The 16,607-nt window shown below is 68.2% G+C and carries 17 protein-coding genes; 7 read left to right on the top strand and 10 right to left on the bottom strand.

The features are described from left to right. Window positions 1-109 precede the first annotated feature (109 nt). The 3 genes from DDF67_RS03670 to DDF67_RS03660 form a co-directional block, all read right to left on the bottom strand. On the bottom strand, window positions 110-439 hold the full coding sequence (locus DDF67_RS03670) for a hypothetical protein (RefSeq protein ID WP_109099590.1): 330 nt from the start codon (window positions 437-439) through the stop codon (window positions 110-112). A gap of 14 nt (window positions 440-453) precedes the next feature. After that, on the bottom strand, window positions 454-1,638 hold the full coding sequence (locus DDF67_RS03665) for a patatin-like phospholipase family protein (RefSeq protein WP_109099589.1): 1,185 nt from the start codon (window positions 1,636-1,638) through the stop codon (window positions 454-456). A 151-nt stretch (window positions 1,639-1,789) separates the two neighbouring features. Then, a complete protein-coding gene (locus DDF67_RS03660; protein WP_101711207.1) occupies window positions 1,790-1,999 on the bottom strand; it encodes a cold-shock protein in 210 nt (69 codons plus the stop codon). A gap of 278 nt (window positions 2,000-2,277) precedes the next feature. Between DDF67_RS03660 and DDF67_RS03655 the strand changes: the two genes are divergently transcribed. Together DDF67_RS03655 and DDF67_RS25685 are read left to right on the top strand one after the other, a co-directional pair. Then, on the top strand, window positions 2,278-2,478 hold the full coding sequence (locus tag DDF67_RS03655; RefSeq protein WP_101711208.1) for a hypothetical protein: 201 nt from the start codon (window positions 2,278-2,280) through the stop codon (window positions 2,476-2,478). Between the two features lie 139 nt (window positions 2,479-2,617). Beyond that, complete coding sequence (locus DDF67_RS25685) at window positions 2,618-2,764, top strand: hypothetical protein (protein WP_165832140.1); 147 nt, start codon at window positions 2,618-2,620, stop codon at window positions 2,762-2,764. Between the two features lie 157 nt (window positions 2,765-2,921). On the opposite strand, the gene DDF67_RS03650 is transcribed toward DDF67_RS25685, so the two are convergent. From DDF67_RS03650 to DDF67_RS03640, 3 genes are all read right to left on the bottom strand, one after another. Continuing rightward, complete coding sequence (locus DDF67_RS03650) at window positions 2,922-3,968, bottom strand: alpha/beta hydrolase-fold protein (RefSeq protein ID WP_109099588.1); 1,047 nt, start codon at window positions 3,966-3,968, stop codon at window positions 2,922-2,924. 85 nt (window positions 3,969-4,053) lie between these two features. Continuing rightward, a complete protein-coding gene (gene pgsA, locus DDF67_RS03645) occupies window positions 4,054-4,671 on the bottom strand; it encodes a CDP-diacylglycerol--glycerol-3-phosphate 3-phosphatidyltransferase (RefSeq protein WP_109099587.1) in 618 nt (205 codons plus the stop codon). Window positions 4,672-4,741: 70 nt separating this feature from the next. Continuing rightward, a complete protein-coding gene (locus DDF67_RS03640) occupies window positions 4,742-5,410 on the bottom strand; it encodes a phytanoyl-CoA dioxygenase family protein (protein ID WP_109099586.1) in 669 nt (222 codons plus the stop codon). A gap of 156 nt (window positions 5,411-5,566) precedes the next feature. Between DDF67_RS03640 and DDF67_RS03635 the strand changes: the two genes are divergently transcribed. From DDF67_RS03635 to DDF67_RS03625, 3 genes are all read left to right on the top strand, one after another. Beyond that, a complete protein-coding gene (locus DDF67_RS03635) occupies window positions 5,567-6,310 on the top strand; it encodes an SDR family NAD(P)-dependent oxidoreductase (RefSeq protein WP_109099585.1) in 744 nt (247 codons plus the stop codon). Window positions 6,311-6,487: 177 nt separating this feature from the next. Further along, window positions 6,488-7,765 (top strand): MFS transporter, encoded by a 1,278-nt coding sequence (locus DDF67_RS03630; RefSeq protein WP_109099584.1) that lies wholly within the window; start codon window positions 6,488-6,490, stop codon window positions 7,763-7,765. Between the two features lie 160 nt (window positions 7,766-7,925). After that, window positions 7,926-9,602: a sensor histidine kinase gene (locus DDF67_RS03625; protein WP_109099583.1), complete on the top strand. Its 1,677-nt coding sequence runs from the start codon at window positions 7,926-7,928 to the stop codon at window positions 9,600-9,602. Window positions 9,603-9,648: 46 nt separating this feature from the next. Here the strand turns inward: DDF67_RS03625 and DDF67_RS03620 are convergent, their stop codons facing one another. From DDF67_RS03620 to DDF67_RS03605, 4 genes are all read right to left on the bottom strand, one after another. Then, the gene (locus DDF67_RS03620) at window positions 9,649-10,989 is read right to left on the bottom strand and encodes a lipocalin-like domain-containing protein (RefSeq protein ID WP_109099582.1); all 1,341 of its coding nucleotides are present in this window, start codon (window positions 10,987-10,989) and stop codon (window positions 9,649-9,651) included. Between the two features lie 141 nt (window positions 10,990-11,130). Next, window positions 11,131-13,041, bottom strand: coding sequence for an excinuclease ABC subunit UvrC (gene uvrC, locus DDF67_RS03615; RefSeq protein WP_109099581.1), 1,911 nt, complete (start codon window positions 13,039-13,041; stop codon window positions 11,131-11,133). Window positions 13,042-13,070: 29 nt separating this feature from the next. After that, window positions 13,071-13,352, bottom strand: coding sequence for a type II toxin-antitoxin system RelE/ParE family toxin (locus tag DDF67_RS03610; RefSeq protein ID WP_109099580.1), 282 nt, complete (start codon window positions 13,350-13,352; stop codon window positions 13,071-13,073). Between the two features lie 3 nt (window positions 13,353-13,355). Continuing rightward, entirely contained in the window at window positions 13,356-13,613 is a 258-nt protein-coding gene (locus DDF67_RS03605; RefSeq protein ID WP_146197947.1) for an antitoxin, read from the bottom strand. A gap of 61 nt (window positions 13,614-13,674) precedes the next feature. Between DDF67_RS03605 and DDF67_RS03600 the strand changes: the two genes are divergently transcribed. Both DDF67_RS03600 and DDF67_RS03595 read left to right on the top strand, forming a co-directional pair. Beyond that, window positions 13,675-14,295, top strand: a complete 621-nt coding sequence (locus DDF67_RS03600) for a TIGR02466 family protein (RefSeq protein ID WP_109099578.1) — start codon at window positions 13,675-13,677, stop codon at window positions 14,293-14,295. A 164-nt stretch (window positions 14,296-14,459) separates the two neighbouring features. After that, complete coding sequence (locus DDF67_RS03595) at window positions 14,460-16,532, top strand: multicopper oxidase family protein (RefSeq protein ID WP_109099577.1); 2,073 nt, start codon at window positions 14,460-14,462, stop codon at window positions 16,530-16,532. Window positions 16,533-16,607: the final 75 nt, after the last annotated feature.

Below are 16,607 nucleotides of genomic sequence, written 5' to 3'. Positions count from 1 at the left end.
GCGCCCGCTGTCGACCATCTTGCAGGTTAAGCCGCCCCTTTAGAGACGGAGTCAGGCGGGCGCAACCCCAGAGTCGGGGAGACTGGAAAAGCGCTGTTAGCGGTGTGGCTTAGATGGCGGGCGCGAGGGCTGGCGCGGCCTCTGCGGTCACGGTGATGTAGCCCTCTACGAGGTAGATGTGCGACGCTCCCGGCCCCTCGGCGAGATGCCAGTGATTGACGTGGCCGGCGCTGGCGTTTTCGGCGAGTTCACGCAGGTCGGCTGTGCTCACGAAGCTGGCCACCCCGCTGAAGTCCAGGGTCATGGTCATACGTTCGGCGGCGTGAATAGGCTCGGGATAGACTTGGACGCGCAGGCGCACGGTCCTGGCGGCGAAATCGACTTCAAGGCTGTCGATCAGGGCGTCGTGGCCATCAGGGTAGGGGGTGGAGGGGGTCATTGCGGGCTGCGGCTTCAGCGTCCGCTCTTGGCGGGCGGCGCGGGGACGTGCGGAGGCTCGGCGGGGGCGGCCGCGACGCTCCAGGCCCAGCCGGCGACGGCGCGGTCGTAGCCCATGCGGAACAGGGCCTTGCGGTTGTCGGCGGCGAAGTCGAGACCCGAGGTGTCGGCCTCGGCGGCGTCGGGAATGGCGCTGTAGAACAGCTGGCCGCCGTTGCGCTGGGCGAAGCTGGCGCTGGCGGCCAGGTGGGTGCGGATCAGGGCCTTGCTCATGGTCTGCCACGAGCGGCCGACGATCGACAGGGCGCCGCCCTTGGTGAAGCCGAACACGCCGCCGATCTGGCCATTGACGACCACGAAGATCCGGCCGGGCTTGGCCGTGCCGCGATCGGCGGTCCATAGCAGCAGCGACTCCGGCGCGACGAAGAACGGGATGGTGACGCTGCCGTCGACATGCATCTCCGACAGCCGCCGGCCGTGGCCCTCGACCTGGATCAGGGAAGGCGGGAAGACGCCGGGAATGCTGGCCGAGGCCACCAGCACGTCGCGGAACAGCTCGCGCGAGGCCTCGTCGCCCTTGGAGGCGATGGCGCCCATGTCCCAGATCACCGTCTCCTCGGTGTCCAGGTTGGTGGTGGCGATCAGCAGGCGGCGTCCACGGCGGTGCTCGGCGGCGATGGCCTGCATCATGTTGGCGTCGGCGTACTTGTCGACGAGGCCGCTCAGCGCCCGGCTGTCATAGAAGCTGGGATGGAACAGCACGCCCAGGCCGCGCGGCTGCAGGATCCGGTCGGCGGCCTCGCCGGTATAGACCTCGGCCAGGCGCTCATCCCAGGTGGAGCCCAGGAATGCGAAGGGGGCGGTGAGCGCGCCCGTGGAGACGCCGGTGACGATGTCGAACTCGGGCCGTTCGCCGGTCTTGCTCCAGCCGGTGATGACGCCCGCGCCATAGGCGCCGTTGGAGCCGCCGCCCGACAGGGCCAGGACGTCGAATGTCTGCTGGTTGCGGGCGCGGGTGCGGGCGGCGTCTGCGAAGCGGATGCCGGCGGCGCCGTCGCTGGCGTTGAAACGAATGTCCGACAGGCCCGATGGCGGCGGCCCGGCGAGGTCGCTGGCCTTGAAGGCGTCGCGCGAGACCGAGCCGCAAGCGGTCAGGGCCAGCAGGGCGAGGGCGGCGAGGGCGAGGCGGATCGGACGCATGTGGGGCCGCAGGTGATCGAACGGCGCGAACCTAGGCTTGGCGGCCGGCGGCGTCCACCCAATGGCGCGCCCGAACAAAACAGGGCCCGAAAATGCAAAACGGGCCGGCGCGAGGCCGGCCCGTTCGCGGGTCGCTTGAACAGCGCGGCTTTTAGGCCGACTGCAGCTGGCCGGCCGAGACCTTGCCGCTGCGGCGGTCCTGTTCCAGCTCGTAGCTGACCTTCTGGCCTTCGTTCAGCGAGGTCATGCCGGCGCGCTCGACGGCCGAGATGTGAACGAAGACGTCGTTGCCGCCGTCGTCAGGCTGGATGAAGCCGAAGCCCTTGGTGCCGTTGAACCATTTCACGGTGCCGATAGCCATTGGGGTAGTCCTTTAGATCGTAGTGCAGGGCGCCTCGCGACGTAGGCCGAGAAGCGATCAATTTCGTTGGAGGTCGGAGGCTGGCCCGGCGCTTCTTCATCAAAGAAGCATGGAATAGCAGATCGAGCGGCAGCGAATTCGATGGGGAGCTTTTAGTCCGTCGCCAAATTACATGCAAGCGATATATCGGCATTTTATTTTTTGACCGCCAAGCATGACCTTTGAAGCTCTTCGGGCGTTGTGGTTATCGACATCGCTGAATTGAGTGGAACGTGGCCATGACGTTGATCGACCGTATCCCCAATCTGAAGGACGCCGAACTGGCGCAACTGCTGAACAACGTGCGCCGCCTGGATGTCAGCGGGACGCCGGAAGAACGTCGCCGCGCCGCCGAGGTTGCGCCGCACCTGGAGCGCGAGGCCTCGCGCCGGCGCGAGCGCGTGCTGATGGCGCGTCGCGCGGCGACCGCGCGCTTCTAAAAGGTCGGCGGCGAGCGCGCGCTTGTAGGAGGTCGGCGGCGACCGCGCGTTTCTGAGGAACCTTACGCATCGAAATCGTCTTGATCAGGTCGTTATTGCGAGTCAATCTCAATAGCGACCTTGAGTCCTGGAGGCGATCATGGTGTTGCGGATGACGGGGACGCGCTGGCTGGCCCTGATGATGCAGGCCGAGCGAGCCGGCGGTGAAGACCGGCCCGACAGCGAATGGCTGATGTACGGCCCTTCGGAAGAGGATGACGGCGAAGAGATCATCGCGGGGGAGTAGGACGTCTCTTCAGGAACCTCCCCCTGTGGGGGAGGCGATCGCGTAGCGATCGGTGGGGGAAGTCTTTGCGAACCTCTCCGCTCCCTACCAACTGAAAACGTCCCCCCACCGGCCTTCGGCCGCCTCCCCCATAGGAGGAGGTTCTTGAAGGCTCACCCTAATCGAACGCCAGCGTCCTGGCGAAGAAGGGCAGGGCGCGGGTTTCGACGCGGCCGCCCTGGGTCCAGTGCCGCTCGCCCCACCAGCCGCGGTACTCCTCGGCCTCGTTGGGCACGCCCAGCTCCTCCAGCAGGCCTGCGAAGGCGCGGTTGGAGACCACGTGGTCGGCGTTGCCGTCGAAGCGGCCCCAGTCGAACATCAGCCCGCGCAGGCGCTTGAGCTCGGCGGCGTGGACCAGCAGCAGGCGGTCGAGCAGGAAGGCGTTCTGCAGTTTCGCCGTCAGCACCGGATCGGTTGCGAGGGTCTCGCCATGACCGCTGGCGGGCAGGTCGACATAGAACGGGGGCTTGTCCGGATTGGGCAGGAAGGCCTGGTACATCCCCAGGAACACCCGCGAGAAGCCGTCGTCGCCCAGGTCGTCCAGCGACCTTGCACGAGCCAGCCGCTCGAAATTGGGACGCGAGTTCATGGTCTGCAGGCCAACGCCCGTGCCCACGGGGTGCAGGGCGTAGACCGAGCCGAACACGCCGGGCGCCACCATGGCCGTGCGGATCGCGCCATAGCCGCCCATGCGGTCGCCGAGCAGGCCGCGCGCCTCGGCGCGGGGCAGGGTGCGGAAGCGGCCGTCGACGGCGTCCACCAGATCCTTGGCCAGAAAGCCCGTCCAGTCGCCGGTCACCGGCGAGGTGGCGTAGAACGAGCTGCCGGCGGGCGTGGAGAAGTCGGCCGAGACTAGGATCAGCGGCGGGACCGTCCCAGCGGCGATCGCCCGGTCGAGCGCCGCCTTGGCGCCATCGCGCTCGAAGATAGCGCGGTGGCCGTCGAACAGGTTGGGCAGGAAGTAGACGACCGGATAGCGCCGGGTCCCGGCCCCGTAGCCGTCGGGCAGATAGGCCGTGACCTTGCGGACCGGCGAGACCCCGACCTTGGCGCCGTCGAAGCGTTTCGAGGCGACCTCGAAATCGACCAGCCGGCCCTCTGCCCGCGCGGCCAGCGGCGCGAGGGCGAGGAAAAGGACGAGACACGACCACAGCACGCCACGCATTGGCGCCGCTCCCCGCCTGACCTTGGGAGAACGATGTCGCTCTATGCGTGTGTCGGATTTACGGCGACGCTCAGGTTGGGTTGGTTCAGGCCAGGGCCTTGCGGGCGGCTTCCCAGTATTGGGCGCCGGTGATCAGGGTGACGATAGCGGCGATCCAGAGCAGGCCGTGGACGGCAAAGGAGACCGGCTCGATGAAGGCGGGGTCCTGCGGCAGGTCGAAGGCGCCCCAGGAGACCACGACCAGTTCGCCGCCGATGGCCACCAGTTGCAGGGTGGTCTTCCACTTGGCCAGAAGGGTGACGGGCAGCTTGATCCCCTTGCCGGCGCCGACCTCGCGCAGGGCGCTGACGGCGAATTCCCGGAACAGGATCAGGCCGGCGGGCAGGATGACCAGCGGGTTGGGACCCAGGGCCATCAGGCCCAGGAGGGCGCCGCAGACCAGGATCTTGTCACCGATGGGATCGAGGATCGCGCCCCAGATACTGACCGCGTCGAGCTTGCGGGCCAGCCAGCCGTCGAAGAAGTCGGTGATCGCGGCGATCGCGAAGGCCCAGAACGCCCAGCGCTGCAGCGAGAACTGCTGGTCGGCCGTCAGCTGTTCGCTGAACCACGGCACGCCGCCGGCGGCGGCCGCCAAGGCCACGAACATGAAGAGAGCGATGACCAGGCGGGCGGAGGTCAGGATGTTAGGCAGGGCTTTCATGGCGACGTTCTAACGCATGAGCGCGCCAGAGGGCTATGGCGCATGCGCTAGAACGGCCAAGCCTGTTGGCTTAGGGGGTGAAGACCTCGCCGTTGTCCATGCGCACGTTGCGGACGGCGCGATAGGCGTCCTCGCCGGCCCGGGCGCTTTCGGGCAGGAAGTTCAGCAGCAGCGAGCGCCGTCGTGCGCCCGAGACGTTGCGGGTGGCGCCGTGCAGCAGGTCGGCGTCGAACACCAAGATGTCGCCGGCGCCGCCCGCCAGGGTCAGGGACAAGGCCTCGTCTGGCTTGCCCAGATCGAGGGGGCGGGGGACGACCCGGGTGGCGCCGTTGGCCGGGCCATAGTCGTCGAGAAAGACCATTGCCGAGGCGGCGCGCAGGCCCGCGCCGTCGCGGTGCAGGGGTTGGTGGCCGCCGCCCGGCAGGGGCTCGCGGCCCTCGATCTGGGCCAGGAAGAAGGCGCCGCCCAGAATTTGCGCCGCCGTCGCCAGCAGGACCGGCAGTCGGCAGGTCTCGCGCACTGTCGGATCCAGGTCGACCAGGGCGTGGCGCCAGCCGGACGCCTTGGGGGCGACCCATTGCTCGCCGGTCCCGACGCCCGTGTCGAAGGCCGCGCGCAGCAGATCGCGCCAGGGCGCGGGCACGGCGCCGCGCAGCAGCAGATAGCCATCGCGTTCCAGAAGGACGGCCTGATCCGCGGCCAGCGAGCCGACCCTGGTCGGCGTCAAAGCGGTACTCATCGAGATTGCGTAGGGGTCAACCGCGAGGCTCGCAAGGACGATGCGCACGTAAGGCGTCACGGGAAAAATGGGCGGTGAGGGTGGTGGCGCTTGGGACCGTCCGGTCCCAAATAGGACACGGGGCGTACATTGTAACAGTGAGTGGAGTAGAGCCTCATGAGCACGGAATTCGCGAACAAGGTCGCCCTGGTCACCGGCGGCGCCTCGGGCATCGGCGAGGCGGTGGTGCGTGAACTGGCGGCCGGCGGCGCCAAGGTGGTGATCGCCGACTTCAACCTCGACGCGGCCCAGGCCCTGGCGAAGGAGGTCGGTTCGGCCAGCGCCTTCAAGGTGGACGTCGCTGATCCGGTGCAGGTCGAGGCCATGGTCAAGTTCGCGGTCGACACCTATGGCGCGCTGCACCTGGCGGTGAACAATGCCGGCATCGGCGGCCCCAACGTGCCGACGGCCGACTATCCGCTCGACCAGTGGAAGCGCGTGGTCGATGTCGACCTCAACAGCGTGCTCTACTCGATGAAGTACGAGATCCCGGCCCTGCTGGCGGCCGGCGGCGGCTCGATCGTCAACATGGCCTCGATCCTGGGCACGCACGGCTGGGCCGGCTCCAGCGCCTATGTCTCGTCCAAGCATGCGGTGGTCGGCATGACCAAGACCGCCGCCATCGAGTACGCCCCGCAGGGCGTGCGCATCAATGCGGTGGGCCCGGGCTTCATCGAGACCCCGCTGATCCACTCGGAGATGACCGACGAGGCCCGCGCCGGCCTGATCGGCCTGCACCCGGCAGGCCGCCTTGGCCGCCCGGAGGAGGTTTCTGCCCTGACCTGCTTCCTGCTGTCGGACCGCGCCTCGTTCATCACCGGCAGCTATCACTTGGTGGACGGGGGCTTCTCGGCCCGCTGAGGACGCCGCCCCGCCGTTGATGCGGCGGGGCAATCCTCTTCCTTGAAACGAGGTTCGCGCGAAGAAATCTCACTGGTTCGTGCGAATTTCCTGTTTGGATCGGGTGATTTTCTTCTCTCGGATGGTTGACGTGGCGGACGGGTGGAGCCAAGCCGTGGTCAAGTTTCCGAGGACGCCATGACCGCCAGCGCCGACCCGACCGCCAATTCCACCCGCCGCGTGCTGCTGGCCAGCCTGGTGGGCACGGCGGTGGAGTTCTACGACTTCTACATCTACGCCACGGCCGCCTCGCTGGTGTTCGGGCCGCTGTTCTTCCCGTCGCACTCGGCCTCGATGCAGCTTCTGGCCTCCTACGCCAGCCTGGCGGTGGCGTTCTTCGCCCGGCCGGTCGGCGCGATCGCCTTCGGCCACTTCGGCGACCGCATCGGCCGCAAGTCGACCCTGGTGGCGTCGCTGATGCTGATGGGCGGCTCGACCCTGCTGATCGCCTTCCTGCCCACCTACCAGATGGCCGGCTGGCTGGCGCCGGCGCTGCTGTGCGTGCTGCGGTTCGGCCAGGGCTTTGGTCTGGGCGGCGAGTGGGGCGGGGCGGCGCTGCTGGCGGTCGAGAACGCGCCTCCCGGCTGGAAGGCCCGTTTCGGCATGTTCCCACAGTTGGGCGCGCCGGTGGGCTTTATTGCCGCCAACGGCCTCTTCCTGATCCTGGGCCTGCTGCTGAGCGCCGAACAATTCATGGCCTGGGGCTGGCGCCTGCCGTTCCTGGCCAGCGCCGTGCTGGTGGGGCTTGGCCTGTGGGTGCGGCTGAAGCTGACCGAGACCCCGGCCTTCGCCGCCGCCCTGGCCCACGAGCCGCCGGCCGCGGCGCCGATCGCCGAACTGCTGAAGCGCCACTGGAAGGAAACCCTGGGCGGCACCTTCGCTGTGGTCTGCTGCTTCGCGCTCTTCTACCTGACCACGGCCTTCGCCCTTGGATACGGCGCCAAGACCCTGGGCTATGATCGCCAGCTGTTCCTAGGCGTGCAGCTGTTCGCCATCCTGTTCATGGCCGGCGGCATCGTCGTCTCGGGCTACTGGTCGGACGCCACGACGCCGCGCCGGGTGCTGATGGCCGGCTGCGCCATGACCGTGGCCGCCGGCGCGCTGCTGCCGGTGATGATGGGCGCCGGCTCGCTGGGCCTGATCTGCGCCTTCCTGTCTCTGGCCCTGTTCGCCATGGGCTTCGTCTATGGCCCGCTGGGCTCGTGGCTGCCCGAACTGTTCCCGACCCGCGTGCGCTACACCGGCGCCTCGATGGCCTTCAACATCGGCGGCATCATCGGCGGCGGGCTGACGCCCATGGCGGCCACCGCCCTGGCCGCCCAGGGCGGCCTGGCGCCGGTGGGGATCTACCTGGCGGTCGCCGCGGGGATCAGCTTTGTCGCCCTGGCGCTGCTGAAGACCCGCACCGACGCCTGAGGTTGACGCGTAACGTGGGTTTCTTACCGGGTGACAGCGCCGACGCATCGCGTAAGGTCGCGTCATCCGGGCAGGGGAGCAGGGGCATGGCGGGGCTGACGAACGGCGCGATCCTTGGGGCTGGCTGCAACCTCCTGGCGGCCGCCGCGTAAATCCGCCCATGGCGTCCAACTCTTCCGAGCCCCCGGCGACCTCGCACCGGGGCCTGCGCGGCTCGGTCCGCGGCCTGCTGGTGCTGCTGACCGTCAGCCTGCTGGCGCCCGCCCTAGCGGCGACCGGCCTGCTGCTCGAACGCTCCAACCGCCAGAACCGCGACCAGCTGGAAGAACAGCTGCTGGCCACCGCCCGGGCGCTGTCGGGCGCGGTCGACCGGCAGGTGGCCGAGGGCGTGGCCGTGGCCGAGACCCTGGCCACCGACCAGGCTCTGCTGAACGGCGACTGGAAGGCCTTCGACCTGCGGGCCCGGCGCGCCACGCTGAACCGTCCCGGCTGGGTGGTGGTGACGGCCGCCGACGGCCAGCAGCGGGTCAATACCCTGGCGCCCTGGGGCTCGGCCCTGCCCAAGACCCCGCCGCCGGCCTACATGGTCGCCGCCCGCGCGGCGGGCCGCACCCAGGTTTCGGACCTGCGCATGGGAGCCATGGCTCAGCGTCACGTGGTGACCGTGGGCGCGCCGGTCGACATCAAGGGCGAGCCCTATGTGGTGTCCTACGTGGTCGAGGCGGCCAGCTTCACCTCGGTGTTCCGCCAGCAGCGCGCGCCTGACCGCTGGGTGGCCACGATCCTGGACAACCAGCGCAAGGTGATCGCCCGCTCGGTGCGCAACGAGCGCTTCACCGGGGCCAGCGCCTCGCCCGACATGACCCGCAACCTCGCCCGCTCGAACGAGGGGGTCAGCAAGAGCGTGTCGCTCGACAACGTAAAGACCCGCGTGGCCTACACCCGCTCGCCGCGCACCGGCTGGACGCTGGTGGTGGCCATCCCCCGCGCCGACGTCGCGAAGGTCGGCGTGGCGGCGGCCTGGGGCACGGCGGCGATCTTTCCGCTGCTGCTGCTGCTGGGGGTGAGCATGGCGTTGTTCCTGGCCAACCGCATCAACCGCGAGGTCGTGGGCCTGGTGGAGGACGCCGGCGCGATCGGCGAGGGACGGCCGCTGGACGGCGGCAAGCGCGGCGGCCTGGCCGAGATCGCCGCGGTGCGCGAGGCCCTGGTCGCCGCCTCGCACGAGCTGGAGGCCCGCGAGGCGCGCCAGGCGGTGATGATCAACGAGCTGAACCACCGGGTGAAGAACAACCTGGCCACGGTGCAGTCGCTGGCCCGCCAGACCTTCGCCAAGCTCGACGCCGAGCAGGTGCGGATATTCACCGAGCGTCTGGTGGCGTTCTCGGCCGCGCACGATCTCCTGACCCGCACCGGCTGGAACGAGGCCGACCTGACCGACGTCGCGGCGATCTGCGTCAAGGCGCACGGCGAGGGCATCGACGCCTCGGGGCCCGGCGTGGCGCTCAGTCCGCACGTGGCGGTGTCGCTGTCGATGGTCCTGCACGAACTGGCGACCAACAGCGCCAAGTACGGCGCCCTGTCGGCGGCCGAGGGACGGGTGAACCTGCGCTGGAGCGTCGACCAGGACGCCCGCCAGCTGCGCCTGACCTGGAGCGAGAGCGGCGGCCCGGCGGTCAGTCAGCCCGAGCGTCTGGGCTTCGGGGCGCGGCTGATCGAGAACCTGACCCAGCGCGAGCTGAAGGGCCGCTCGCGCTTCGACTTCCGCGCCGACGGCCTGGTTTTCGAGGCGTGGCTGCCGCTGGCCTCGGTGCAGCGCTGGAGCAACGACTTCTAGACAGAAGGGCCGCGAAGGACCTTCGCCCTCCGCGGCCAGGGTCGCCTCAGAGCGCCTGTTCGATCCAGCCCGTGCCCGTGGCGGGCCTGCCCTGGAAGCTGCCTTCGGCCGAGGCGATCCCCTCGTAGATCGAGCCGGTGGGCAGCGGAAACTCCTGGTTGGCCACCAGGGCCTTGAAGTTCAGCACCGCGTCGAAGCCGGCGATGTCGAGCTGGTAGTCGAGATAGTAGGTCACCTTCGAGGCCGGGCTGGTCCACGGGCGTTCGGCGGTCATGACGCCGGGCGCGACGTACATCCGGCCTTCGGGATCCTGAAGGGTGACCTCGCAGGGCACCGGCTCGCCGGGCTTGGGCGGCGGGTTGCCGGCCGACAGCACATAGTGGTTCGACAGCGACCAGCCGTTGTCGAGCTGGGCGTTCTGGAGGATCCACTTCACCGGGTTCTGGGCTGTGCCGAAGAAGCCGTATTCGTGGTCCATCCAGGTCTTGCCCGTGACCTCGAAGATCTCGCCGTCGATGCTGATTGTGCCGGAGGCGGCGATGTTGGTCAGCGAGTAGTAGTAGTTGCCGGTCTGCAGGTGCGAGCCGCTGGCCGGCGGCAGGATCTGGGTGACGCCGGTGCCCCAGACCACGAAGGGCGCACCATTCTGCGACATGGTCAGGTCGAAGACGATCTCGGTGTCGGTGGCGTCGTCGGTCAGCTTGGTGACCACGGCCATGTTCTGTGTCGGGTCGCCCCAGGCGGCGTCCATGGTGATGTAGGTGTGGACCGCCTCGGCCATGGCGCCCGAGCCCTTGCCGTTGATGACGATGTGCGGCGGCGAGGTGTAGCCGCGGCCCGGATTGGTCAGCTGGATAGAGAGGATCGCGCCGGTGGTCGGGTCGACCAGCGGCCAGGCGATGGCCTGCGAGCCGCCGCCGCCGGTCACGGTTACGGTGGTGGCCACCGGATCGTAGCCCGAGCCGGGGCTGGTGACCTTGATCGCGGTCAGGCGGCTGTTGGGATCGCCCAGGCGCACGCGCCAGTCGCGGTTGACGTCGTGCTCGGCCCAGGTCGCCGGATCGTAGCCGGCCGGCGGGGTGAAGGTGGTGGTGCGCTGGTAGTGCTTCTGGGCCGCCACGTCGGTCAGCATGATCTGCGAGAAGCCAAAGCCCCGTCCCTGGAACGAGGCGGCGTTGATCTCGAAGCCGAACACCCGGTCGCCGGCCTTCAGCGTGCCGATGTGCCACCACCACTCGGTGGGGGCGTCGCGATGCAGGTAGTGATCGGCCGGCAGGCGGATCACCGACAGCTCGGACGGTATCGGCTTGGGCGCTTCGGTGTCGGCGCAGGCCGAGGCGAGCGGGCGCGCGAAGCCGCGGCCCCGCAGGAACGGCAGAATGGTCATGGCGATGTTTCCCCCGAACGGCTCCGGCGCGGCGCGTTGGTCGCGCCACGTGGCAGGTTGAATGCTTTTCCAGAGCGCCCTTAAGGTTGCGTTCGCAGAACGGTGTTGTCAATCGCGGCGGGCGCGTTTTGGGTAGGCGGGTCAGCCCTTGCGGAAGAAGGCGTGGATGCGCTCGGCCAGGGCCTGGCTGACGCCGTCGACCTTCACGAGGTCCTCGACGCCGGCCCGCCCGACGCCCTTGGCCGAGCCGAAGGCGTGCAGCAGGGCCTTCTTGCGGCCGGGACCGACGCCCTCGATCTCGTCGAGCGGGTTCTTCTTCAGATCCATGCTGCGGCGGGTGCGGTGGGCGCCGATGGCGAAGCGGTGGGCCTCGTCGCGCAGGCGCTGCAGGTAGTAGAGAACCGGCGACTTGGGCTCGAGCATGAACGGGGTCTGGCCGGGGATGAAGAACCGCTCCAGCCCGGCGTCGCGGTCGGGACCCTTGGCGACGCCGACGACGGCGATGTCGTCGACCCCGAGGTCGGCCATGATCTCCAGCGCCGCGTCCAACTGGCCCTTGCCGCCGTCGACGAGGACGAGGTCGGGACGGTTGGCGTCGTCGCCTTCCTCCTCCTCCTTGACCAGGCGGGCGAAGCGGCGGCGCAGCACCTCCTTCATCATGCCGTAGTCGTCGCCGGGCGTGAGCTCGGTGCTCTTGATGTTGAACTTGCGGTACTGGCCCTTCATGAAGCCTTCCGGCCCGGCCACGATCATGCCGCCCACGGCGTTGGTGCCCTGGATGTGGCTATTGTCGTAGACCTCGATCCGCTCGGGCGGGCCGTCCAGCTTGAAGGCTTCGCCGACGCCGATCAGCAGCTTGGTCTGGGCGCTGCCCTCGGCCATGCGGCGGCCCAGAGCCTCCTTGGCGTTGGTCAGGGCGTGGCCCACGAGATCGGCCTTCTCGCCGCGCTTGGGCACGGCGATCTCGACCTTGCGGCCGCTCTTCAGCGCGAAGGCCTCGGTCAGGAGCTGGGAGTCGGCCGGCTGGACGTTGGCCAGGATCAGGCGCGGGATCGGCTTGTCGTCGTAGAACTGGCCCAGGAACGCGGTGATGATCCGCTGCTCCTCGGTGACGCCTTCCTCTTCGTCCTCGGCCGCCCCGGTGATGCGGGGGAAGTAGGCGTGGTTGCCCCAGTTCTGGCCCGCCCGGAAGAAGAAGACCTGCACGCAGGCCTGTCCGCCCTCGACGTGCAGGGCGACGACGTCGGCCTCTTCCACGGTCTCGGGATTGATCTGGCTTTCCTGGGCGACGGCGGCGAGGGCGCGGATGCGGTCGCGCAGACGGGCGGCGCGCTCGAACTCAAGGTCTTCGGCCGCAGCCTCCATCTCCTTGGCCATCTGTCCCATGACCGCGCGCGACTTCCCCCTCAGGAAAGCCTCGGCCTGGTCGACCAGGGCGCCGTAGTCCTCCAGGCTGATCAGGCCGGTGCAGGGCGCTGCGCAGCGCTTGATCTGGTGCAGCATGCAAGGCCGGTCGCGCGTCTCGTAGACGCTGTCGCTGCAAGAGCGCAGCAGAAACGCCTTCTGCAGGGTGTTGAGCGTGCGGTTCACCGCCCAGGCGCTGGCGAACGGCCCGAAATAGTCGCCCTTGATCGCGTGGGCGCCGCGATGCTTGCGCAGCTGGGCCGCGTCGTGGTCGCGGCGGATCAGGATTTCGGGAAAGCTCTTGTCGTCGCGCAGCAGCACGTTGAAGCGCGGCTTTAGCTGCTTGATCAGGTTGATCTCGAGCAGCAGGGCGTCGGCTTCGGTGCGGGTGGTGACGAACTCCATGGCCCGGGTGGCGTCGACCATGTGGGCGATGCGGTTGGTGTGGAAGCGGCCTTGCGCGTACTGCACCACGCGCTTCTTGAGGCTTTTCGCCTTGCCGACGTACAGCACCTCGCCGGCGTCGCCGATCATCCGGTAGACGCCCGGCCCATCGGGCAGGCGCGTGACCTCGTCCTTGATCAGGGCGGCGCCGGAAAGCTTCGGCGGTTCGGCGGGGGAGGGGATGTCGGCGGTGGTGTCGGTCACGGAGGCAGATATAGGCGAGTCCGGCGGGTTCAGCGATCTTCCAGGCCGTGATGAATGCGCGCGATGATCACGCTGCTGACAGTCACGGAATAGGTGATCACGTAGCTCCAGGTGCGGAATGGCACGATCAATTCACGCAGTTCGCCAAAACCAGAATGCCGACCCCGTTCTGGAAATTCCTGCAAGCTGGAGATCGCTTGATCCAACGTGACGCCGAGATCCGCAGCATAAGAGGCGCTGTTCTTGATAAGCCAAGCCTCCAGGCGATCAAGATCGATCCCCGCGAGCCTGGAAAGCGCGATGCTGCGCACGGCTCAGCGCTGCTGGCCGAAATTTCGCAGTCTGGTTTGCGCCTGCTCCCAAGGAATGCCGCCGTCACGTTCGGTCTCATCGCAGATACGTTGCACTTCGCCCCAATAGGCTTCGTCGTGCTTGCGGGGATCGAGGCCGGTGAAGGCGTCGAGAAGCTGAGTAGCATACTCGTCCACGCTCTTGCCGAGGCCGTCCGACACCGCCCTCAGCCGCTCGGCGAGCGCCGCATTGATCTTCAGGGTGTGATCGCCGTCAGCCATGTTCCCATGATGTTCCATTCGTGGTTTGTCGTCAACGCGCTCGGGCGCTATGAGGCGCGCCATGACCAGCCGTTCGCTCTTCGTCACCCCGCTCTATGAAGCCTCCCTGTCCGGCGAGAAGGGGTTCGACGCCTTCATCGACGACCTGCACGACGCCTGCATCGCCGTGGCCGAGGACGACGAGGCCGGCCAGGCCTGGGCCGAGCGCAAGGGCTATCTGGGCTATACTTCCTACGCGTCGCTGGACGACCTGCCCCAGCGCGACAGCCTGTTCGCCGAGCTGAAGAAGAAGCTCGACAAGCACGCCGCCGCTTTCGCCAAGGACCTGCGCTTCGACTTGGCCGGCGGCAAGCTGGTGATGGACAGCTTCTGGATCAACATCCTGGATCCGGGCGGCCAGCACACCGGCCATATCCATCCTCACAGCGTGATTTCCGGCACGGTCTACGTGACCATTCCGCCCGGCGCCTCGGCCCTGAAATTCGAGGATCCGCGCCTGCCGATGATGATGGCCGCACCCACCCGCCTGGACGATGCGCCCGAGACCCTGCAGCCGTTCGTCTATGTGCAGCCCGAGCCGGGCACGATCCTGATGTGGGAGAGCTGGCTGCGCCACGAGGTGACGCCCAACCAGGCCGAGGAGCAGCGGATCAGCGTCAGCTTCAACTACGCCTGGCGCTGATGGGGCGTCGATAGGGGCGGCGTGTGCGAAATCGCACAAAAATTTAGCTTTCGCAGGGTTATCGCTTAGGTAGTATTCAGCCTCGGGGAACATTGTTCGGGGAGGCTGCGATGAGCGGTGCGTGTGGGCGCGTGCGCGACCGGCGCTTTAGGCGTTCGGCGGGGATGTCTACGGCCGGAGCGCTGGGGGTCGCCCTGGCCTTGCAGGCGGCGAGCGCCTCGGCTCAGGACCGGCTGGTCGACAATCCGCGTCTGCTGGGCGCGCCGATCGAGCAGGCGGTGCAGAATCCGTCCCTGAAGGCGACGACCCAGCTGCTGGCCATCACCGGCACGGCCTCGGGCGACCGGAGCTACGTCATCCCGCCGGCGACCACGCCAATCACGGGCGACCGGCGCCTGGCCCTGAACATCGTCTACACCGACGGCCAGCTCTACAACCCCGCCAACGGTCGCTACGACAAGGTCCACCTGCGCAGCTACAACGGCACCGACGTCTCGCCGACCACGCCCTATGTGGCGCCGACGATCCTGACGCGGCCGGGCGAGACGGTGCGGGTGGCGCTGGACAACCGGCTGCCGGCCGATCCCAGCTGCACCGACCCCAACTGGCTGATCAATGTGCCGCACTGCTACAATGGCACCAACCTGCACAGCCACGGCCTGTGGGTCAGCCCGACCGGCAACAGCGACAACGTGCTGCTGTCGATCAATCCTGGGGTGAAGTTCGAGTACGAATACAACATCCCGCGCGACCATCCGGCCGGCACCTTCTGGTATCACACCCATCGTCACGGCTCGACGGCGCTGCAGGTCTCCAGCGGCATGGCCGGAGCGCTGGTGATCAAGGGCGACCGCAAGCCGACGCCGGGCGCCAACGGCGACCTCGACACCCTGCTCTACAAGAACGGTGCGCCGATCCCGGAAAAGCTGCTGGTGTTCCAGCAGATCCAGTACGCGTGCCTCGACAAGAGCGGGAACATCAAGGTCAGGACCGACGCCAAGGGCAATGTGGTCGAGTGGGTCTGCGATCCTGGCGACACCGGCGTGATCGAGTTCTACAGCGACGCCAACGGCAACGGCTTTGGCCCCGGCAGCTGGGGCCAGTCGGGCCGCTACACCAGCATCAACGGCCAGGTGCTGGCCACCCTGCCGGCCAGGCAGGGCGAGCTGGCCCGCTGGCGGATGATCCACGCTGGCGTGCGCGACACCATCTCGCTGCAGTTCGTGAAGATGGCCGACGGCGGTCCGGCGGCCATGGAGCGCCTGGCGGCGGCCGACGGCCCGGCCTTCCAGAAGACCTACTGCATCGGCGATCCTGTGCCGTTCTACATCGTCGCCGACGACGGCCTGACCGACGCCCAGGCGCGCAAGACCACGGTCGCCACCCTGCAGCCTGGCTATCGCAACGACGTGCTGGTGGTTTTCCCCAAGGCGGGGAACTACTGCATGCTCGACGCCGACACCGCGCCCAGCGCGACGGTCAACAGCATCGCCGTCGGCACGCGCCTGCTGGGCAAGGTCAGCGTCTCGCCCGGCCAGGAGGTCAAGGATATCCCGGCCTTCGTCACCGGCGAGCTGGTGGCCGCGGCCAACGCCCAGATGCCGGCCGATGTGAAGGCCAGCGTCGTCGCCGACCTGAAGAACGGCCTGAAGCTGACCCGCTTCGTGCCGCACCCGACGATCACCGAAGCCGAAATCAAGGGCTCGGAGACCGAGAAGGTGCTTTTCAACATCGCCATCCCGGGCCAGAACACCAACATGCCGGTGCAGTTCGAGGTGGGGTCTCAGGACTACGCCCCGCGTCCCTATGCGCCCGATCGCGTCGACCGCACCCTGGTGCTGGGCACGGCCCAGGAGTGGGAGCTGCGCTCTGAGTTCGTCAGCCACCCGTTCCACATCCACGTGAACCCGTTCCAGATCGTCAAGATCCTGGATCCGACCGGCAAGGACGTCAGCGCGCCCGGCGCGGTCGACGACTTCGGCCCCGGCCCGCCCGACCCGCAGTATCCGGGCCTGAAGGGCGCGTGGAAGGACACCCTGTGGGTCAAGAGCGTGCAGAAGGCCGACAGCGGTCCGTACCTGCCCTACACCCTGATCGTCCGCACCCGCTACCAGCGCTACATCGGCGAGTACGTCCTGCACTGCCACATCCTCGACCACGAGGACCAGGGCATGATGCAGAACGTCCAGATCGTGCTGCCCGACGGCGCGGGCGGCGTGTCCCACGGCCACCACTGACGACCGCCCGGCGCGGCCTTTCGGGGCCGCGCCGGCGAGCCTTCCTGATCCCGAAATTCAATCCGAAAAAACAGA

Origin of the sequence: Caulobacter endophyticus (genome assembly GCF_003116815.1) — a bacterium.
Classification (GTDB): Bacteria; Pseudomonadota; Alphaproteobacteria; order Caulobacterales; family Caulobacteraceae; genus Caulobacter; species Caulobacter endophyticus.
This window is presented reverse-complemented; position numbering and strand designations above follow the sequence as displayed.